The organism is Maribacter sp. MS6 (assembly GCF_056839185.1).
The window spans coordinates 2,146,324-2,166,552 of sequence record NZ_CM166389.1; the positions used below are offsets into that span (position 1 = coordinate 2,146,324).

The 20,229-nt window shown below is 39.2% G+C and carries 18 protein-coding genes; 1 reads left to right on the top strand and 17 read right to left on the bottom strand.

Annotated elements, in window-relative coordinates; translation table 11 throughout:
* Positions 1-241: 241 nt before the first annotated feature.
* The 5 genes from MS6x_RS09455 to MS6x_RS09475 all read right to left on the bottom strand — a co-directional run bounded on the left by MS6x_RS09455 (position 242) and on the right by MS6x_RS09475 (position 8,264).
* Positions 242-838 carry a DUF6434 domain-containing protein gene (locus MS6x_RS09455; RefSeq protein WP_482607035.1) on the bottom strand — a complete coding sequence of 199 codons (597 nt, stop codon included), beginning with the start codon at positions 836-838 and terminating at the stop codon, positions 242-244.
* A 92-nt stretch (positions 839-930) separates the two neighbouring features.
* Positions 931-2,157 (bottom strand): adenylate/guanylate cyclase domain-containing protein, encoded by a 1,227-nt coding sequence (locus tag MS6x_RS09460; RefSeq protein ID WP_482607036.1) that lies wholly within the window; start codon positions 2,155-2,157, stop codon positions 931-933.
* A gap of 267 nt (positions 2,158-2,424) precedes the next feature.
* Complete coding sequence (katG, locus tag MS6x_RS09465) at positions 2,425-4,671, bottom strand: catalase/peroxidase HPI (protein WP_482607037.1); 2,247 nt, start codon at positions 4,669-4,671, stop codon at positions 2,425-2,427.
* Between the two features lie 223 nt (positions 4,672-4,894).
* On the bottom strand, positions 4,895-7,105 hold the full coding sequence (locus tag MS6x_RS09470) for a S8 family serine peptidase (protein WP_482607038.1): 2,211 nt from the start codon (positions 7,103-7,105) through the stop codon (positions 4,895-4,897).
* A 178-nt stretch (positions 7,106-7,283) separates the two neighbouring features.
* Positions 7,284-8,264 (bottom strand): endonuclease/exonuclease/phosphatase family protein, encoded by a 981-nt coding sequence (locus MS6x_RS09475; protein ID WP_482607039.1) that lies wholly within the window; start codon positions 8,262-8,264, stop codon positions 7,284-7,286.
* A 75-nt stretch (positions 8,265-8,339) separates the two neighbouring features.
* Here MS6x_RS09475 and hflX point away from each other — a divergent pair, with 75 nt between their 5' ends.
* Positions 8,340-9,551: a GTPase HflX gene (hflX, locus tag MS6x_RS09480; RefSeq protein WP_482607040.1), complete on the top strand. Its 1,212-nt coding sequence runs from the start codon at positions 8,340-8,342 to the stop codon at positions 9,549-9,551.
* A 469-nt stretch (positions 9,552-10,020) separates the two neighbouring features.
* On the opposite strand, the gene MS6x_RS09485 is transcribed toward hflX, so the two are convergent.
* The 12 genes from MS6x_RS09485 to MS6x_RS09540 form a co-directional block, all read right to left on the bottom strand.
* On the bottom strand, positions 10,021-10,941 hold the full coding sequence (locus tag MS6x_RS09485; protein WP_482607041.1) for a DUF3078 domain-containing protein: 921 nt from the start codon (positions 10,939-10,941) through the stop codon (positions 10,021-10,023).
* A gap of 69 nt (positions 10,942-11,010) precedes the next feature.
* Positions 11,011-11,517: a DUF2480 family protein gene (locus MS6x_RS09490; RefSeq protein WP_482607042.1), complete on the bottom strand. Its 507-nt coding sequence runs from the start codon at positions 11,515-11,517 to the stop codon at positions 11,011-11,013.
* Positions 11,518-11,526: 9 nt separating this feature from the next.
* The gene (locus tag MS6x_RS09495; RefSeq protein WP_482607043.1) at positions 11,527-11,859 is read right to left on the bottom strand and encodes an SUF system Fe-S cluster assembly protein; all 333 of its coding nucleotides are present in this window, start codon (positions 11,857-11,859) and stop codon (positions 11,527-11,529) included.
* Complete coding sequence (locus MS6x_RS09500) at positions 11,856-12,284, bottom strand: SufE family protein (protein WP_482607044.1); 429 nt, start codon at positions 12,282-12,284, stop codon at positions 11,856-11,858. Before MS6x_RS09500 ends, MS6x_RS09495 begins: the two co-directional genes overlap by 4 nt.
* Positions 12,285-12,356: 72 nt before the next feature.
* Entirely contained in the window at positions 12,357-13,571 is a 1,215-nt protein-coding gene (locus MS6x_RS09505; RefSeq protein WP_482607045.1) for an aminotransferase class V-fold PLP-dependent enzyme, read from the bottom strand.
* Between the two features lie 239 nt (positions 13,572-13,810).
* Positions 13,811-14,398 carry an outer membrane protein gene (locus tag MS6x_RS09510; RefSeq protein WP_482607046.1) on the bottom strand — a complete coding sequence of 196 codons (588 nt, stop codon included), beginning with the start codon at positions 14,396-14,398 and terminating at the stop codon, positions 13,811-13,813.
* A 132-nt stretch (positions 14,399-14,530) separates the two neighbouring features.
* The gene (locus tag MS6x_RS09515) at positions 14,531-15,196 is read right to left on the bottom strand and encodes a porin family protein (RefSeq protein ID WP_482607047.1); all 666 of its coding nucleotides are present in this window, start codon (positions 15,194-15,196) and stop codon (positions 14,531-14,533) included.
* 4 nt (positions 15,197-15,200) lie between these two features.
* Positions 15,201-16,517, bottom strand: a complete 1,317-nt coding sequence (gene sufD, locus MS6x_RS09520) for a Fe-S cluster assembly protein SufD (protein WP_482607048.1) — start codon at positions 16,515-16,517, stop codon at positions 15,201-15,203.
* Positions 16,518-16,591: 74 nt separating this feature from the next.
* The gene (sufC, locus tag MS6x_RS09525) at positions 16,592-17,344 is read right to left on the bottom strand and encodes a Fe-S cluster assembly ATPase SufC (RefSeq protein ID WP_482607049.1); all 753 of its coding nucleotides are present in this window, start codon (positions 17,342-17,344) and stop codon (positions 16,592-16,594) included.
* A 6-nt stretch (positions 17,345-17,350) separates the two neighbouring features.
* Entirely contained in the window at positions 17,351-18,223 is an 873-nt protein-coding gene (locus MS6x_RS09530; RefSeq protein WP_482607050.1) for an N-acyl homoserine lactonase family protein, read from the bottom strand.
* Between the two features lie 132 nt (positions 18,224-18,355).
* Positions 18,356-19,801 carry a Fe-S cluster assembly protein SufB gene (sufB, locus tag MS6x_RS09535; RefSeq protein WP_482607051.1) on the bottom strand — a complete coding sequence of 482 codons (1,446 nt, stop codon included), beginning with the start codon at positions 19,799-19,801 and terminating at the stop codon, positions 18,356-18,358.
* An 18-nt stretch (positions 19,802-19,819) separates the two neighbouring features.
* The gene (locus MS6x_RS09540) at positions 19,820-20,149 is read right to left on the bottom strand and encodes a HesB/IscA family protein (protein ID WP_482607052.1); all 330 of its coding nucleotides are present in this window, start codon (positions 20,147-20,149) and stop codon (positions 19,820-19,822) included.
* Positions 20,150-20,229 lie beyond the last annotated feature (80 nt).

Sequence of the window (20,229 nt, forward strand, 5' to 3'; positions counted from 1 at the left end):
ATTTTCTCCAAGAATACCAGAGGAACATCGTAAGTTTGGAAAGCTGGGTAGGAACACCTGATTTTAAGGTATTTGAGAAAAGGGTTGTGCAAAATCTGTTATCGGCTTTACCAAGGCATCGAAATTTGACTTTCCTATACTGACCCGATAAGAAAAAAGCCCAATAATGAGGCTTATAGTGATTCGTTTTTTCAGAAATCAATGATTTGTGTAAGGGTTATACTATTGTTGTGCATAGTTTTTATTCAAGCTCTAAATCAGACTTTTCATATTTCACAAATCCATTTTTTGTTGGCAGTTGCTTATTTAAGAACCAATATTTCCTAACATTTTTTATTTTTTCATTTGGATTATCTTCCATAAAATCCCTTGTATATTGGTTGAACAAATTGTTGTCTGCAATTTTCCTTTTAAAATCAGGGTTTTCTTTTCTTTTTTCAAGTTGATAGTATTCAAGAATTGCATGTTCTAACGTTTTTCCTACGTTAATTTTCACCCAATCCATGAAGTCACTATTACATGAAAAAGTGTTCCCTATTTGACTTTTCATAAATTTCCTGTAATTAGGACCAAAAGATACATTGTCTGTAATTTTAGTTTTTAAATTCAACTCTGATTTTGCCCAATTGAATTTAGATTTTTTCTTTTTCTTTTTAATTTCCGGTTTAATTTTTCCTTTATTATCTAGCGCAAACATTATTCTGTCGCGAAGTTCAAATTTCCGACCGTGTGACGGTAATTCTGACCGTTTACAGATTTCAACCAATTCTTTTTTCAGCCAATACCAATTATTGAATTCTGTTCCAGACTTTATGTTTTCAAAATCAGGTCTTTTCATTTAAGTTCTGATGTTTTTTCCAATTATGAACAACGTTTTGTGTATGGTGTGTATCCCGAAGGGTACGCATTATTCACCTTGTTAGCTGCAGTTTACTTCACAAAATACATTTCCAATTCCCCTTTCCCTTTTGCGTGGATTTTTCCACGAGAAAGACATGCAAAGTCGTTTTTAATCAGTTGAAAGGTGGATGAAGATATATTGATTTTACCTACCTCACCAGAGGATTCTATTCTACTAGCGGTATTTATGGTGTCTCCAAAGAGGTCGTATGCAAACTTCTTTTTGCCTACAACACCTGCTACTGCAGTTCCTGTATGTATCCCAACCCTCATTCTCCATCTTATTTCATGGCTTTTATTTCTCTCCTCAAGATAGGATAGCATCATTTGTGCTGCTCTAATACAGTTAACAGCATGATTTGTCGTTTCTTTTTCAAGGCCACATGCTGCCATATAAGCATCACCAATTGTTTCAATCTTTTCAACCTCCGTTTCTTCCATTATTTCATCGAATCGACCAAATATGTCATTGAGTTCATTGACCAAAGTGATTGCCGACATGGATGCTACTAGCTCCGTAAAACCTTCAAAATCAGTAAATAGGATAGTGATACTCTTATGTCTTTTAGGGATTGTATTACCACTTTCTTTTAAGTCCCTGATTATGTTTGCCGGTAGAATATTATGGAGAAGATCATCTGATTTTTTCTGTTCAGTCATTAAAGATTCCTCTGATTTATCAATTAGAACAGACATACTTGATATGAGTATGAGGCAAATAAATCCAGTTATGCTGATATTAACTATTTGTGATATGTAAGGATCTAATCCGTCAAAATGAGCTGTTATACTTGATTGAAATATTACAGTAACAATCAATGTCAGGCAAGCTATAATGCTAAAAACATGGGCTATATGCCTTGCCTTTCGGGGGAAAGTCATGTATGGTAGGATAATAATAAGGAAATAAACAACTGCAACCCCTGAGGAATATCCCAACAAATAAAGAAACACGAGAACGGACAGATTAGATGCCAGTACGAGCCATATAGAGGCCAGGATTCGCCACCCTTTCTTGTTGAATATTAACGCCATTAGAAACGTCAATACCAGCAAAGCATTGCTCCCGTAAATCACTAGTGCGTCTGTAAGAAAAAATACAATTAGCATCCAAATTGCATTATAAACCACTCCTAAACCGGACGCAATATTCGTTACACGCAAATATCTTATTTCAGCGATCGAAGAGTTGTAATTAGCACCAATATCAACCATTCTATGAAAGAATGTAGATTTGTTTTTATCAAAAGATGACATAAGCTTTTCTCAATTCCTATAGGTTATTAGTTTCTTTACTATTGTAGCTAGCGTACAGCTATAGATTATATAATCTATAGCTGCAATGTAGGGAAAAACGAGAGAACTGTTATTTTCAGCACTAAATCGGGCTTACGATACGCTTACAAACAAAATTTAAAATAAACTAAAAACGATTACTCCCAACCTAGTCTAGTAACCCTTCAAAAACAAAAAAAGTGACCTGTAAAAGGCCACTTTCATATACTACTTATTCATCACATTCGCTTACGCCAAATCAAAACGATCTAAGTTCATCACTTTCGTCCATGTTTTAATGAAGTCGTTTACGAATTTCTGCTCCGAATCGGAAGAACCGTACACCTCTGCATAGGCACGCAGCTCTGTATTGGAACCAAAAATAAGATCGGCACGTGTACCTGTCCATTTAATACTTCCCGTTTTACGGTCACGCCCAGAGAATAGGGTCTCATTATCCGATGCGTCTTCCCACTTCACACTTAAATCTAACAGATTTACAAAGAAATCATTGGTCAACACTCCACGGCGATCGGTGAGCACGCCATGTCTGCTTCCGTCAAAATTAGTGTCCAATACACGCATACCTCCCATTAAAACCGTCATTTCAGGAGCGGTCAACTTCATCAATTGTGCGCGGTCTACCAATAAAGCCTCAGCCGAAGCCTTATAATCTGGATTTTTGTAATTTCTAAATCCATCTGCAGAGGGTTCCAAGGCCTCAAATGAATAGACATCGGTTTGTTCCTGAGTAGCATCTGTACGACCCGCAGTAAAAGGAACTTCCACATCATGTCCTGCATGTCTTGCTGCTTCCTCTATTCCTGCACTACCGCCAAGCACGATCAAATCTGCCATGGATATTCTCTTGTTCCCGGATTGTGTGCTATTGAATTCTTTTTGAATACCCTCCAATATGTTTAAAACATCGTTCAAACCTTTTGGATTGTTTACTTCCCAACTGCGTTGTGGCTCCAAGCGGAGACGTGCGCCGTTGGCACCACCTCGTTTATCGGAATCTCTATACGTAGATGCAGAAGCCCATGCCGTAGATACCAATTGAGATACTGTTAAGCCAGAAGCCAATAAGCGCTTCTTAAGTTCAGCGACATCGGCATCGGAAACCAACTCGTAATCAACGGCTGGCACCGGATCTTGCCAAAGTAATTCTTCTTTGGGTACTTCTGGGCCTAAATATCGTTGTACCGGTCCCATATCCCTATGCGTTAGTTTAAACCAAGCACGTGCAAAAGCATCTTCTAACGCTTCAGGGTTTTCGTAGAAATGCTTTGATATTTTTAAATAATCAGGGTCCAATTTCAAGGCCATATCGGCATCGGTCATCATCAGATCCTGTGTCTTGGACGCATCTCCGGCACGGGGCGCTTGTTTCGCTTTAGATTCCGCTGTTGGTCTCCACTGGTTGGCACCGGCAGGACTCTTTGTTCGCTCCCAATCATAATCTAAAAGCACCTTAAAGTAATCATGATCCCATTTGGTGGGGTTGGGTGTCCATGCACCTTCAATACCGCTTGTAATGGCATCGTCCAACACACCTGTTCCAAAAGAATTCTTCCATCCCATACTTTGTTCTACGATACTGGCACCTGCGGGTTCTGCACCTACATATTCATCTGGATTAGCAGCACCGTGCGCTTTTCCAAAGGTATGCCCGCCAGCAGTCAAAGCTACGGTTTCCTCATCGTTCATCGCCATACGACCAAAGGTCTCCTTCATCAACTTAGCTGTTCCCAAAGGATCGGATTGGCCATTTGGTCCTTCTGGGTTTACATAAATAAGACCCATATGAGAAGCTCCTAAATTAGCTTCCAACACATATTCACCGTCGGAGAATCGCTCATCGTTCCCCATCCATTCTGTTTCAGAGCCCCAGTAAATGTCTTCTTCGGGCTGCCATATATCTTCACGGCCACCACCAAAACCAAAGGTTTTGAAGCCCATAGACTCCAAAGCACAGTTTCCTGTTAGGATCATTAAATCTGCCCAAGACAATTTTTTACCATATTTCTGCTTAATAGGCCATAGTAATAATCGTGCCTTGTCCAAGTTTCCGTTGTCCGGCCAACTGTTCAACGGTGCAAACCGTTGTGAACCCGAACCAGAACCACCTCTACCATCACCAATACGGTATGTTCCCGCGCTATGCCATGCCATACGAATCATAAAAGGCCCGTAATGACCGTAATCTGCAGGCCACCAATCTTGAGAAGTTGTTAGCGCTTCTACAATATCCTTTTTTACCTCGGCCAAGTCCAAGGACTTAAATTCCGCTGCGTAATCAAAATCCGGATCCATTGGGTTGGTCAAAGATGAGTTTTGACGCAGTACGTTTAAACGTAATTGATTTGGCCACCAATCTAAATTGTTGGTACCACCTCCTGCAGTCTCTTTTAGGGATCCCCCCAAATATGGGCATTTACTGGAATCATTAATGTCCCAAGCAGTGCCATTTGAATTTTTGTCGTTCGTATCCATTGTTCTGATTTTTATGCTTTAGTGCATAAAGTTATAAAATTGTTAGGCGTTTACGATAGTAAAACTCTTGTTTTGTCTTATTTTAATATCGATAGAACTTATATTAAAATTTTATTTTCATCATTAAAATCTATTAATGAAAAAACCTGTTGCATACTGTATGCAACAGGCCTTTAAAGTAGGGGTGTTTAGATTTCGGGGGAACGTTAGAATTAAGTGCTACTTACTGTTTGTAAAACTTAGCACTTCGTATACCTTGGACGTCTTGTATTTGGAGTATATAAAGACCCCCGGCCAAATCGGCTACATTGATTTTTGCGTTTTTTGCCGCACCACGCTTTACCGTGGTTCCTGACATACCTGTAATGGTATAGCGAGCACTTTCATTTGTTTCGTCATGCAGATTGATAAACGCTACGGCAGGATTCGGATAAATGGAAAAATTGATTTCGGCTGCTACATTTAAGGTTTCAAAAGAATTTAGAGGACCTACCTGCGTATCTTTGCCCAAGAAAGTAAATTGATACTCCATGCTATACTCTGACGCTACGTTCTGCGAGCAAAAAGTTCGCACACGAAAAACATAGTCTAGATCAGTTTCCATACCATTTAACGTAAAACTTGGTTCGGAAACATAGGCCGTTTCCCACATGGCAGCTGTCATCTTTTTATACTGAACTTCGTATAGTGCGTCTGTAATTGAATCCCATTGTATGGCTAGTGTCTCATTAGTAGCTTCGGCTAGCAGTAAACTTTCGGGCGCGTTAAGTGCACAGTCTGTAAGTGCAGCACCCGATACCAAAAGGGTGAAATCTTGTTTGCCTTCCTTTAAGGTGCCTTTATGTGTGACCGTAATGGTATAATCGCCTTCGGCTTTGGGTATCACTATCCGTTCAAACGGATCAACGTGGTTATCACCTTTTATAGCTGGTGCTGCAGGGTTAGTGGCACTTAACCTCCAAGGATAAAAATCTATACCGTTTTGCGTAATCCGTATATCCAAATCATTGACCAAAGCAGCGGTGGTATCATTTAGGTTTCCTCTATTAATGAAATCCGAGGCGGGATCGGTCCAAGAAATGGAAACATTCAAATCCTCTATTTCGTTTGCTGTAAGGATAATCGTGTACGTTTTATCTTGTTCCAAGCTAGTTTCTTCAATGAGGGAGCTGTACTCTTTATTTAAGAGTAGTTCCGCAGCTTTTTTAGCATTCATAACGCCCCAACCCAACTTATAGTCCGGTCCTGGTTGGTCCACGTCATCCGCCGTATGCAAGGCAAGGCCTTTTAGGGTCGCGGCACGCATATACGAACCATATAGCTGCTCGTTATACTGTTGTAAAAGTAAAAGTGCTCCCGTTACACCAGGGGTTGCCATAGAGGTTCCGGAAGATGTGCCATAGCTCTTGTCCGATTGGGAAGCAGTGGAAAAGATAGAGGACCCATCACCGGCAAGATCCGGTTTTATTCGACCATCATCTACGGGTCCAAAACTACTATAAGCAGAAACATTTGCCTTTTTTAAGTCCCCACTACGCGCTATGTTGGTATCGGCAGCTGCCACGGTAATACTGTTTTTTGTAAGTGTAAACCCTAGCATAACATCAAAACCGTCTGCAGCACTTCCCGCTATCGGATGCTGATTGTCCTTTCGTTTTTGAGCGTTGCCAGCAGCGTTCACCATTAAATAATATGGGGCGTTGTACATAATTCTGTCCCAATCCTGACTTACCTTAATATAGGAGCCAAAATACCAATCGGGCACACGATCCGTCTTTATTCCATAAGAATGGTTGGAAAGTAACAGCCCGTTCGCGGCAGCCTCGGCAACTTCAATCTTATCTCTAGACCAGTCGTTGGTCACCACATTGGCTCTGTATGCCACGCCTTGGGCATCCTTTTTAACTCCTGCAGAAATTAAACTACCTGTAACCATGGTGGCATGGTTGTCCACTTCCCCGCTACCATCTCCAATTATTGCACGGAGATCATATTCTTGATGCGTTATTAGCGCTACTCCAGAATCCCAAACCCCTAATTGCATACCTGAACCGTCTAAATTCAAGTCCAGCATTCCATTGGTGTGCAGCGTATTGGCTCTTGATACCTGACTCGCATTATCGGAGTAGGTTTCATAATACAAAGGACTCCCATCTGTTCCTACTTCTTGAAGGGCTACTTTTGTGCCATCAGCCATCGTTTCGGTAAGTTTCCAGTGATTACTCTTGGCAAGGGCCAAAGTTTTTTTCCTGTTTTCCTCAAAATCAAATTCGAGGTCTACGTGCATTGCCCCAATTTTAGAAAAATCATAGTCCTTCTTTATGATCTTCTTTAAGGCATCAGACTGTGCGGATATCGTAAATGTAACGCACAAAAGCAACATCGAGGTACACAAAAAGGAAGGTAGGAGATTCCTTGGTTGTTGATATTCCATAGGTAAGTAGGTTAAAATTGTAAGATTTGGACTACAATTATATAAACTTAACAGACCCAGTATGTAAAAAATTGCAATTATTCGATGAATAGCCTAGTGCAAGGATGCATCTTGTTGTGAAAGTGCTCTTTTTTGATGTTTGTAGGTTTTTTCCTATTTTATTATTTACCAATAAAAATTATCTGGGATTGAATTTCAGCACTACATACACTGGAAAGTGATCGCTGTAACCTCCCAAATATTTACGCCCCGCATAGGTGCGATGTGGATTACCCTTGTATTTACAAGACTTTTCCCGTAAAAAAGCTTTATCAAAAATGTCTGCCTTGGAGAAACTATGTGTCCCCTTTTCAAAATTTAAAAAGTTATGTGATATGATAATCTGATCAAAAAGACTCCATAAATTCTTGTAATTGGCACTGCCTCTTTGTTTAGGAAAATGTAATTTTTCCATCGGGTTATACAAGGTAGTATCTTGCAATAGACTTTGTATACTCTTGGAACTAGGGTCATCATTAAAGTCTCCCATAACCAGAAAATTAGGATATAGCTCTATCGCCGCTATTTCCTCCATTTTTTCCTTAATGAGTTTTGCTGCAACTAGGCGCTTATATTCTGTAACGTCTCCACCGTCCCTTCTCGAGGGCCAGTGGTTTACAAAAACATGTACTATTTCGGTATTCAAAGCACCTTTTACATACAATACATCCCTGGTGGTATCCCTATCTCCATTTAAGTTATCTACAATGAGGGGAAGCGCTTCCGAAGTAATCACGGTAAAATATTTAGGATTGTAAAGCAGGGCTGTATCAATACCCCTTTCATCCGGCGACTCGTAGTGCACATACTCATAGTTTAGCGTATCCAAAGGTTTCGTCTCTATCAAATCTCGAATCACGTGTTGATTCTCGACCTCGGAAATCCCTACGAGCACAGGAGGATATTTATTTTCCTTTTTGCCGATATCCCGTATAGTTCGTGCCAACTTCTTGCGTTTACTTTCGTATCGTTCTAATGTCCATTGTTTAAACCCTGTTGGCGTAAAATCATCATCCAAGGTGTGCTTGTTATTCTCCGCATCAAAAAAATTCTCAAGATTGTAAAACGCGATGGTGTATAATTGATCAGTGGATTTTCTTTTAAAAAAAGGGAAACGCATAGGTGCTTTTATTGAGTTAATAAAAATACTAAAATAGGCTGGGCGGTTTTGCTTAATTTTGCACTTTACCTTTATATGATAGAAAAGAAAACAGTAGATTACGAAAAAGCTGTCCTTATTGGTATTATCAATAGGGAACAGAGCGAAGATAAGGTCACTGAATATTTAGACGAACTAGAATTCCTTACCTATACCGCAGGTGGTGAGGTAGTAAAACGGTTTGTACAACGCATGGACCTACCGAATCCCAAAACACTTATCGGAAGCGGAAAGATGGAGGAAGTTGGCGCATTTGTAAAAGCAAACGATGTGGGTTCTGTAATTTTCGATGACGAACTTTCACCGGCACAACAACGGAATATAGAAAAAGAACTTAAGTGTAAGATTATAGACCGTACCAGCTTAATCTTGGATATTTTTGCGCAACGTGCCCAAACGAGCTACGCAAGAACGCAAGTAGAATTGGCACAGTATGAATATTTACTTCCCAGACTAACCGGACTGTGGACACACTTGGAGCGTCAAAAAGGAGGTATTGGTATGCGCGGACCTGGAGAAACAGAAATAGAAACGGATAGGCGGATTGTTCGTGATCGTATCAGCCTGCTAAAGAAGAAGCTCCTAAAGATTGACCGGCAAATGGAAACACAGCGCGGAAATCGTGGTGCGCTGGTTCGTGTGGCCCTTGTTGGGTATACCAACGTAGGAAAGTCTACCTTAATGAACGTTATTAGTAAAAGTGATGTCTTTGCAGAAAACAAGTTATTTGCTACCTTAGACACTACGGTTCGTAAAGTGGTCATTGGCAACCTGCCTTTTCTTTTAAGCGATACGGTAGGTTTCATAAGAAAGCTCCCTACACAATTGGTGGAAAGTTTTAAAAGCACGCTTGACGAAGTTCGTGAAGCTGACCTTTTGTTACATGTGGTAGATATTTCACACCCACAGTTTGAAGAACACATTGCTTCCGTGCACAAGATTTTAGATGAAATCAAAAGTGCTGACAAAAAGACCATTATGGTATTCAATAAAATTGACCAATACGAGCATGACACTATACCCGAGGACGATTTAATTACCGAACGTACTTCGCGCCATTTTACCATTGAAGAATGGAAACGCACCTGGATGGAAAAAGTAGGCGACCGCGCCTTGTTTATATCAGCCTTGAACAAAGAAAATCTGGACGAGTTTAGAAAACGAGTTTACGACGAAGTACGAGATATTCATGTTACCCGATTTCCTTACAATAACTTTCTTTACCCAGAACATTTAGACGAATACTAGCGATTGCGGTTTACCGTAAATAGCTAGTTGCCCTAGCTCACATATATTGATAGCGTATTTAACCTCCATTTTTAGTGGATACTGAATACGCTATTCGTATTTATGGAAATTTGTTTACATAGTGTTTCCTTTTTTAAAGACCAAAACCATTCGTTTTTAGATTTGATTTCTGCAAAGTGAGTCCAGTTTAAGAGCTCCGATTAAAATTTTATAAATCTAATTGTGTAGTTCATCGATCAATTTTAACCGTTGCTATTTTTCACCACATTATAGCATCCCTTCACAACATAAATTGCCCAATAAAAGATGTGATGTCATACCTTTGACATGTGTTTAAGCACTAGTGTTGACCCCAAATCGATACGGACTTATACCCAAAGTAAAACCCAAATTTTACGATAATAACTTAACCAAAAAAACCCCGCTCTAAGAGTAGGGTTTTTTGTTTATATCTGAACAGTCTATTCCTTTAGAAGGCGTAATTTAGGCCAAATAAGAAATATGTTTGTAAATCATTGTCTACACTTTCAAACGTTGTGGTAGGATCGTCCACTAGCGCAAAATTTAAAGCCTCTTGCTTATTGTTTCTTAAGCCAAACTCCAGACCAAGACCTATACCATTCCATAAAGTATACCCTAATGAGTTAATCCAAGTATAGTTAGATAAATCCCCGTCCTCATAACTCTGGAACATTGAGAAATTAGTTTTAAAATTCACGGCGCCAATCTTTCTCGTATAATCTGCAAGTATTTTTGCTCCTAAAGAAGATTGAAAAACGGCATCGTTATTACTGAACACAAAGTTGTAGTTCAATGGATGTACCACAACAACCAAATCGGTGATTGGGGTCCACGTTGCACCGACCCCAACATCAAGATATCCTGGGTCATTGAAGTTGTCTAAAATTGTAGTTCTGTACTCGCCTAAACCGGAGATAGCAAACTTATCGCTTATCTTACGGCCGTAAAGCGATGAAATTGTAAATACATCGGCAGCTTGTCTAAAACTATCGTCATCTGTGGCCAAGTCTTTGTCATCGAACTTTATCCACGAAAGGTTTATATTTCCTGAGTTTCTCCAGAAAAATTTCTCTTGATTCAGATTCGCAAAACCATTTACGGTAATACCAATGTTACCTGATGAATTGTTAGGAGAACCTTGCGCATACCAGTTGTTAAAGCTACTTAGATTAGCCCCAATGGTACCAAACGCACCTTTTTTCCATCCTGGAAGTGCATCTATTTTCCCCTGTATGGCGTCTACCCTAGATTGGATAGCCTTAAGCGAGTCCTTCTTAGCTCCTAATTGAGATGTGAGTTCCTCTTCTGTTTGCGAGAAACCAAAAGCACAAGTGAATACAAGTGCAATCGTTAAAAAAATGTTTTTCATGATGTAGTGTTTATTTCTTAGAAACGTAAAAGTACTAATAGTCACTATTTCAATAGAAATAAAAGTATTTTATTTTCTTTTGAAAAGTGGTACAGAAGAACAGGCCTCCCCGTACATAATAGACTTCGCTACTGGCATTAATTTTTCGGTAAGTAACAAATAAGCATTTGGAGGAACCGGTTTATGACTGCATCCTTTTATAATAACAGGAATATCTGCATAGGCCGTAACATCCAATTCAGATAGGATAGTTTGGTATAAACTAGTTTCCAAATCTACCAAACTGCCTTGCACTATTCTTTTGGCATAAGGTTGTAATTTCGTCGTTACCAACATATATGCCCAACCCGGAACAATGGCGTCTGTTGTGCAGGTAAGGGCTACAAAGGCACCTGAATACTGCTCCCAATCATGCTCCAAAAGAAATGCTCTGAACTCTTTTTCCCTTAGAATAATGCCTTCATACAACCAATCCTTTAGGTCTAGGACTTTTCGCTCTCCTTTGGGATAATAATCCTCTAAATCAAACGTGACCAGTTTGCTTTGGGCTACCTTATTTATGATTTCATCTGCCATAACCGATAATTATAGCATTCCCAATTCCAACTTTGCCTCGTCACTCATTAAATCCTGAGTCCACGGAGGGTCAAAGGTAATCTCTACCTCCGCATCCTTTATGGCATTTAAGGATTTTACCTTTTCCTCTACTTCTACAGGTAAGGTTTCTGCAACAGGGCAGTTCGGCGAGGTCAAGGTCATTAGTATTTTAACCTCGTTATCCTCGTTTACCAATACATCGTAGATAAGTCCCAATTCATAAATATCTACAGGAATTTCTGGATCGTAAATCGTTTTTAAAACCTTTACTATCTTCTCTCCTAGCTCCTCGCTATCGGCTGCTGTGTTTATATCGCTCATGTCTTACTTAGTTGTGTTTGATAGGCAACGGCATAAAGCTTGATCTGCTTGATCATGCTTACCAAACCGTTGGCCCGTGTTGCGGACAAATGTTCCTTTAATCCTATTTCGTCTATAAAATCTGTGTTGGCATCAATAATGTCCTGGGGTTTTTGATTGCTGAACGCGCGGATTAAAATCGCTATTATGCCTTTTGTGATGATAGCGTCGCTATCTGCGGTAAACACCAGTTTATCGGTTTCCAAATCTGCATGCACCCATACCTTGCTTTGGCATCCTTTTATAATGTTATCGTCTGTTTTAAATTCCTCGGCAATCAGCGGGAGCGATTTCCCCAAGTCTATCATATATTCATAGCGCTGCATCCAATCCTCGAACATGGCAAACTCTGCTACGATATCTTCCTGTATCTCTTTAATCTTCATCTCCATATTTTATACAAAAATACAATAACAAACGGTGGATTTCAATACTTTAAGAGAATGATAACGGGAGGCTTACACCAACATGGCGGCGGCGCGTTGTACCCCAGCTACCAGCACATCTACTTCTTCTTTGGTATTGTAAAAACTAAAACTAGCGCGCACCGTACCTGGAATTTTGTAAAAATCCATTATGGGTTGGGCGCAATGATGCCCGGTTCGTACCGCTATTCCCAGTTTATCCAAAATTGTTCCAATATCATAGGGATGTACTCCTTTGATATTAAAGGAAATTACCGATGTTTTCTGCTGTGCGGTTCCATAAATTTTAAGTCCGTCTATCTTTAAAAGCTCTTCCGTAGCATAATCCAATAATTCATGTTCATAGGCAGCAATCGCTTCAAAACCGATGGCATTCATATAATCCAACGCTGCACCAAAAGCGATACCGCCACAAATGTTAGGCGTTCCTGCTTCAAATTTATGTGGTAAACCGGCATAGGTAGTTTTTTCAAAAGTTACCTCGGCAATCATTTCTCCGCCTCCTTGGTAAGGAGGTAACTTATTCAACCATTCTTCTTTTCCGTACAGCATACCTACGCCCGTAGGCCCACATATTTTATGCGCAGAAACAGTATAAAAATCAACATCCAAGGCTTGCACATCCGCAATTAAATGGGGAGCGGCTTGCGCACCGTCTATCAATACGGCAGCGCCGACCTTGTGGGCTTTATCAATGATTTCCTCAATTGGATTAATGGTTCCCAAAGCGTTTGAAATATGGTTACAGAACACCAATTTTGTTTTATCGGAAAGTAGGGTATCGTACACCTCCATCAATAATTCCCCCTCTTGGTTCATAGGAATCACTTTTAAGGTAGCCCCGGTACGCTCGCAAAGCATTTGCCAAGGCACGATGTTGGAATGATGTTCCATGGCGGAAACCAAGACCTCATCACCTTTTTTAATAAAAGAGGAAAAACCATTGGCGACAATATTAATACTGTGCGTAGTGCCCGAGGTATAGATAATCTCATAAGCATGCTTGGCATTGAAATGCTTCTGGATTTTCTGACGCGCCTCCTCATATTTATCCGTTGCCTCTTGTGAAAGCGCGTGTACTCCTCTATGGATATTCGCATTGTAGTTGGAATAATAGTCTACAATCACATCGATGACCTGTTGCGGGGTTTGTGAGGTTGCCGCATTATCCAGATAAACCAGTGGTTTACCGTTGACTTCTCTTTTTAAAATGGGAAAGTCGGCTCTTATTTTTGTTACATCAAACATAGCAATTCAATTGAATTACAAAGATACTTACTGTGGAATTAACTACGGTGTTTTCATGGCATTGATTATGAATCTACAGGGTACAGCACACTGCTAGAAATAGGTTCCATTCAGCAAAGATAATTGGGTGCTGACATGAAAGACCCCAAAGGTTTTAGCAACCTTTGGGGACTGGCTTGGGTCTTAAGAGGTCCTATATTGCAAATATATCAGGTATCTCTCCTATTATACATAGCTTTTTAAAACCTAAAACCTACTCCTAACCTAAGAGTGTTTAAGCTTATAGTATCATCACTTTGAACTGCTTCACCCTGAAACATAAATTCATTATCAACATTCAAATTAATAAAGTCATATTGTGCCTGGATAAAGAATCGTTTGGTTATGTCGTAGGATAAACCAAGGTTCAAATTAAAACCACCGTTTGTTGTATTTATTTTAATCTCTTCACCAATTGATATTACATCTGTATCCTCATTTACTATACTGTAACCTAATGCTAAACTTGGTCTTAATTTCTGAATTCCAGGAATTCTAAACTCAGCAAACACTCTGGGTTGATAATAAAACCCCTTGTAGTTTCCTTCAACGTTTTCGAAATCATCGAAGCTTTCACTTGAAAATCCCACATTGGCACCCACTCCCAATTGCACAAATTCAAAATCAGCAAATCTATATTTTAAACCGAAATCCAAGATATTGTCATCTCCTCCAACACCGTCTGATGGTATGATTCCATAATTGGCCTCTACACTCCATTTTTTGTCTTGAGCGAACGCGGTTAAAGAAACTAGGAACAAAAGCACCAAAAGTAATTTTACATTCATATGATTCTAATTTTTTAGTTTCTCAAATGTAAACCATCACCAGTGTAGGAAAATCTAACAAAAGGTTAAATAGCAGCCAATAAGGTGCCAAAAAACAGTAAACCAATATGTAAAATCAAAAATTTGAAGCAATTACCGAAACATATAATTCATTGACAGTTGAATGGACGCATTGTAGTTTTGTGCGCCTGCCAGTGCATTAAGTCGGTTTCGTAGTCCTACATAAAACCGGGGAGAAATAGAAAGATCATCGGTTAACTTATAACCAAGTCCTACGGCAGCCCCATAGTCCAGCTGAAAATCACCGGAAACGGAAGATCTCCTATCTGCATTTACATTAGAATTCTGATCTAGGTCTTTAATCTTGGTTACTTGATTCAACAGGAAACCAAACTGTGGACCAAATTCCACATCCAGCTTATCGTTTAAAGCAAATTTTCCTAAAATGGGAACGGTAATAAAATTTAATTGTACGTTGGTCCTAAAGTCATTATCATCTCCCACAGCTCCGCCATTTTGGATAGCGGCCAAATCTGTACTAAACTGAAATCCCTGGGAAGAATACATCAGCTCTGGCTGTAACTTGAATTTTTCGGAAAAATCGATTTCCAAAAAAACACCACCATGACCAGAAAAGCGAAATTTTAAACCCTGCGTTAAATCGCCTACAATGGAAGAATAATTGACTCCGCCTTTGATTCCGAAACGCGTTTCTTGAGCCGTTCCTATTCGGTATATAAACATAAAAAGAGCCGCTATTAAAACGGCTCTTTTATATGCTATAATTTTAAATCTCATTTCTCTATAGATCAAATCCCAAATTTACCCCTAACTTTTTGGCTATCAGCTTATTGATTCTAGTCTTTACTTCTGGAATACGTACACTCTCCAACACATTGTTCGCAAAGGCATACATTAATAATGCTCTAGCTTCCTTTTTAGGAATTCCTCTACTCTGCATATAAAACAAAGCATCTTCATCCAATTGACCAATTGTGCAACCATGGGAACATTTTACATCATCGGCAAAAATTTCCAATTGTGGTTTTGTGTTTATGGTGGCCTTATCACTTATCAAAATATTATTATTCTTTTGAAAAGCGTTAGTTTTTTGGGCAATCTTATCTACGATAATTTTCCCGTTAAACACACCTGTTGAACTATCTCCGTAAATTCCTTTATAGTCCTGATGACTCTCACAGTTTGGTTCTATATGATGCACCAAAGTGTGGTGGTCTACATGTTGTTTTTCGCCAAGAATGGTCACTCCTTTCATGGTAGAGTCCATATACTCCCCATTTTGAAAGAAGTTGAGGTTATTACGCGTTAGTTTACCACCAAAAGAGAACGTATGCACTTTTACGTGACTTTTTCCTTTTTGATCCACATAGGTATTGTCTATAAGAGACGCACTAGCGGTATCGTTCTGTATCTTGTAATAATCAACAATAGCACTTTCTGCAGCAAATATTTCAGTAACAGAATTGGTAAGGACATCATTAGACGTTAGGCTTTGATGACGCTCTATAATTTGAACCTCAGCATTTTCCTCTACAATAATAAGGTTTCTTGGCTGTAACATTAATGATGCCTCGTTTCCTGTAGCGAAATGTAAGATTTCTACAGGCTTCTTTGGCATTTTATTCTTTGGTATATAGATATACGCTCCTTCTCTACTAAATGCTGTATTTAGTGTTGTTAAGGACTCATCTTTAGAAGCTACCTTATTAAAGTATACATCTATGATTTGCTTATACATAGGTTTGGTCAAGGCCGAGCTCATTAAACAGATATCTACACCATCGTGCGTTGTTTCTGAAAGATGAGAACTATAAACACCATCTATAAAAACAATCTTATACGTATCTATTTCATGAATAAAATACTTCTTTACGTCCTTGTATTCAATAGCACTGTCTTGCTTTGGAAAAATACTGAAATCTACTTTTTGCAGACTATTTAGCGAAGTGTATTTCCATGCCTCCTCTTTTTTAGAAGGAAAACCTTTATGTTCAAAATTCTTTATCGCCTCTGTACGTACATCGTGAACAGGATGTTCCACATCCACGTTGTTCTCGAACGCCATAAAAGAAGAAATTAATTTGTCTTTTAAATCCATATTTTTGATAACTATATGTAGGCAGTAAAAAGAAGTAGGGACCTAGCACCCACTTCTTTTTACTTCGTACTTTTTTAAACTACAGCTTCGTTCTTTAACCAATCGTATCCTTTTGCTTCTAACTCCATAGCCAACTCTTTGGTTCCGGATTTTACAATTTTTCCGTCGTGAATTACGTGCACAAAATCAGGTACGATATAATCCAATAGTCTTTGGTAGTGCGTAATTACGATAACTGCGTTATCCTTGCTTTTAAGCTTGTTTACGCCATTGGCTACAATACGAAGAGCATCAATATCAAGACCAGAGTCTGTTTCATCCAAAATAGCCACTTTTGGCTCTAACATAGCCATTTGAAAAATTTCATTACGCTTCTTTTCACCACCAGAAAATCCTTGATTTAAAGAACGAGATAAAAACTTACGATCTATCTCTAAAAGTTCTGATTTCTCACGAATCAATTTCAACATTTCATTCGCTGGCATATCCTCTAAACCTTTAGCTTTCCGCGTTTCGTTGATAGCCGTTTTCATAAAATTAGTTACAGATACACCTGGTATCTCAACTGGATATTGAAACGAAAGGAACACTCCTTTGTGTGCTCTTTCTTCTGGAGAAACCTCTTCTAGGTCTTCGCCTTCCAAGCTAACCGAACCTTTTGTAACTTCAAATTCTTCTTTTCCAGCAATCACAGATGCCAAGGTACTTTTACCAGAACCGTTAGGGCCCATAATAGCGTGAACCTCACCTGCATTCACCGTTAGGTTAATACCTTTTAAAATTTCTTTATCCTCTACTTGAGCGTGTAAATCCTTAATTGTCAACATTAGCTTCTACTTTAAATATTCTGGTGCCTTAGGCATTTTATTAAAATCTTCTTTTTGATGCTGTACGTATACTTTTGCATTTTTCTCCTTAGCGAACGCCTCAAAAGCATCCATGCTAGATAGGGTTTGTTCTACATTATAGTTAAAACTTGGAACCCTCTTATATTCTCTATTTTCATATAGGTGATACAAATCGCCAGTTAATAAAACAGGCCCGTGGTCTGCCAGTTCCAAATACAATACCTGATGCCCTGGTGTATGCCCTGGCATTGATTTGATAACGACAGTACCATCTCCAAAGACGTCATAATCTCCTTCCAATTTTTTTACGTTTTTGAGCTCCTTGATGGCTTCATATAATCCAACATTTTCCCCATTTTTAATTTCATCACTTGTAATCATTTCATATTCCGTACCCTGAACCAACCATGTTGATTTATGCAGTACATTGGCATGACCACTATGATCAAAATGAGTATGTGAGAGGGCTAAAAAATCGATGTCATCCGGAGTCATCCCAATTACCTTCAATTGATTCAATACAGAATCCTGCCTTGAAATAGTAAAGGCGCCTCCCTCTGGCGTAATTGGTCCAGGAGCCGCAACAAGTGCTTCCGGCAAACCTGCATCCCACATCAGATTCCCTTTTGGATGACTGATCACGTAAAAGGGATCAGCAAATTCCTTGGTCTGCCCTTGATAAGTGGTGTCTTGAGAAAATAATTCCAAATTATTCACGCCTACAGAACCACCGCTAAAGGTATAGAGCTTTACCTCAGATTTTTGAACCTCAACAACCGTCTCAACGGTTTCTTTTTTAGCTTCTTTACAAGAGAAAGCCAATACTGAGATTAAACCAATATATACTATTTTTTTCATTTTCGTTTTACAACTAATTTGGTACGTATCCCAAAACGCTTATCTAATCTTAATCAATCCTATGACTGCGATTAGGATAACTTTGCCTAATTCCTATGTTTTGCAACTCCTGTATTAGTTAGCGTCTTTTTTTTATCCTACAGAACCTTCTAAACTTATCTCTAACAGCTTTTGAGCTTCTACAGCAAACTCCATCGGCAACTTATTTAGTACTTCCTTACTAAAACCGTTAACGATCAAGGCAATAGCCTTTTCAGTATCGATACCTCTTTGGTTGCAATAAAAAATTTGGTCCTCGCCAATTTTACTGGTAGTTGCCTCGTGCTCTACTTGAGCCGTTTTATTTTTTGCTTCGATGTACGGGAATGTATGTGCACCACATTCATTACCCATTAATAGAGAATCACATTGCGAAAAGTTTCGTGCGTTTTCTGCCCTTGAGCTGATTTGAACCAATCCCCTATAACTATTCTGTGATTTTCCTGCTGATATTCCTTTGGAAATAATGGTGCTTCTTGTATTCTTTCCTAAGTGAATCATTTTAGTGCCCGTATCTGCTTGCTGATAATTATTCGTTACAGCAATAGAATAAAACTCCCCAATGGAATTATCACCTTTCAATACACAAGAAGGATACTTCCAAGTAACTGCAGACCCTGTTTCTACCTGAGTCCATGAGATTTTAGAACGGTTTTCACACAATCCTCTCTTGGTTACAAAATTGTACACCCCGCCTTTACCTTCCTTATTACCAGGATACCAGTTTTGAACGGTAGAGTATTTTATCTCTGCATCATCCAAGGCAATTAATTCTACAACAGCAGCATGTAATTGATTCTCATCTCGTGATGGCGCAGTACAGCCTTCCAAGTAACTTACATAACTACTTTCATCTGCAATGACCAAGGTACGCTCAAATTGCCCTGTTCCTCCTTCATTAATTCTAAAGTAGGTAGAAAGCTCCATGGGACAACGCACTCCTTTTGGAATATAACAGAAAGATCCATCTGTAAAAACAGCGGAATTCAACGCTGCATAAAAGTTGTCTTTTTTAGGGATTACCGTACCCATATATTTTTTGACCAAGTCTGGGTGTTTCTGAATTGCCTCGGAAATCGGCATAAAAATAATTCCCTTTTCGGCAAGTGTTTTTTGAAACGTAGTGGCTACAGAAACTGAATCTACAACGATATCTACAGCTACGTTTTGCAACTTCTTTTGCTCATCTACCGATATACCCAATTTTCTGTACATCTCCAGCAATTCTGGGTCAACATCGTCCAAGCTTTTATTTGGATCAGGTGGTTTTGGCGCAGAGTAATAGCTTATGGCTTGAAAATCTGGCTTTTCATAGTGTACGTTTGCCCATTCCGGCTCTTCCATTTTCTCCCAAATACGGTACGCATCCAATCGCCATTCCGTCATCCATTCCGGCTCCTCTTTCTTTTTAGAAATAGCCCTAACAATATCCTCGTTTAAGCCTTTAGGGAATGTTTCTGACTTTAGGTCTGTATAAAACCCGTATTCATACTCCTTCGTTTCCAGCTCTTTCTTTAATTCCTCTTCTGTATATGCCATGCTTAAGTGTATCTAATATTATAATGAAAAGCTCTCTCCGCAACCACAAGTACGCTGTGCGTTAGGGTTGTTAAAAACAAAGCCCTTACCGTTTAACCCTCCGGAATATTCCAACACCGTACCCACCAAGTATAAAAAACTCTTCTTATCTACGATGATACGTACGTTGTTATCTTCAAAAAGCTTATCAGTCTCTTCAACTTTATTGTCAAAATCGAGCTCGTAGGACAAACCGCTGCATCCGCCGCTTTTTACGCCTACACGAACATAATCCTTAGCTGCGTCAAAGCCGCCCTCGGTCATGAGGTCTATGACTTTCTTTTTTGCCGTTTCAGATACTTCTATCATCTCTTAATTGGATTTGGTCTAAATAGTTTACAAATATATAGGATAAGTAGTTCTATTCCATAAAACCTAACATTATTATA

Bases quoted from the DNA above. Each gene is read 5' to 3' on its own strand.
- MS6x_RS09455 (WP_482607035.1), bottom strand. From the start codon at position 838: ATGAAAAGACCTGATTTTGAAAACATAAAGTCTGGAACAGAATTCAAT.
- MS6x_RS09460 (WP_482607036.1), bottom strand. From the start codon at position 2,157: ATGTCATCTTTTGATAAAAACAAATCTACATTCTTTCATAGAATGGTT.
- katG (WP_482607037.1), bottom strand. From the start codon at position 4,671: ATGGATACGAACGACAAAAATTCAAATGGCACTGCTTGGGACATTAAT.
- MS6x_RS09470 (WP_482607038.1), bottom strand. From the start codon at position 7,105: ATGGAATATCAACAACCAAGGAATCTCCTACCTTCCTTTTTGTGTACC.
- MS6x_RS09475 (WP_482607039.1), bottom strand. From the start codon at position 8,264: ATGCGTTTCCCTTTTTTTAAAAGAAAATCCACTGATCAATTATACACC.
- hflX (WP_482607040.1), top strand. From the start codon at position 8,340: ATGATAGAAAAGAAAACAGTAGATTACGAAAAAGCTGTCCTTATTGGT.
- MS6x_RS09485 (WP_482607041.1), bottom strand. From the start codon at position 10,941: ATGAAAAACATTTTTTTAACGATTGCACTTGTATTCACTTGTGCTTTT.
- MS6x_RS09490 (WP_482607042.1), bottom strand. From the start codon at position 11,517: ATGGCAGATGAAATCATAAATAAGGTAGCCCAAAGCAAACTGGTCACG.
- MS6x_RS09495 (WP_482607043.1), bottom strand. From the start codon at position 11,859: ATGAGCGATATAAACACAGCAGCCGATAGCGAGGAGCTAGGAGAGAAG.
- MS6x_RS09500 (WP_482607044.1), bottom strand. From the start codon at position 12,284: ATGAAGATTAAAGAGATACAGGAAGATATCGTAGCAGAGTTTGCCATG.
- MS6x_RS09505 (WP_482607045.1), bottom strand. From the start codon at position 13,571: ATGTTTGATGTAACAAAAATAAGAGCCGACTTTCCCATTTTAAAAAGA.
- MS6x_RS09510 (WP_482607046.1), bottom strand. From the start codon at position 14,398: ATGAATGTAAAATTACTTTTGGTGCTTTTGTTCCTAGTTTCTTTAACC.
- MS6x_RS09515 (WP_482607047.1), bottom strand. From the start codon at position 15,196: ATGAGATTTAAAATTATAGCATATAAAAGAGCCGTTTTAATAGCGGCT.
- sufD (WP_482607048.1), bottom strand. From the start codon at position 16,517: ATGGATTTAAAAGACAAATTAATTTCTTCTTTTATGGCGTTCGAGAAC.
- sufC (WP_482607049.1), bottom strand. From the start codon at position 17,344: ATGTTGACAATTAAGGATTTACACGCTCAAGTAGAGGATAAAGAAATT.
- MS6x_RS09530 (WP_482607050.1), bottom strand. From the start codon at position 18,223: ATGAAAAAAATAGTATATATTGGTTTAATCTCAGTATTGGCTTTCTCT.
- sufB (WP_482607051.1), bottom strand. From the start codon at position 19,801: ATGGCATATACAGAAGAGGAATTAAAGAAAGAGCTGGAAACGAAGGAG.
- MS6x_RS09540 (WP_482607052.1), bottom strand. From the start codon at position 20,149: ATGATAGAAGTATCTGAAACGGCAAAAAAGAAAGTCATAGACCTCATG.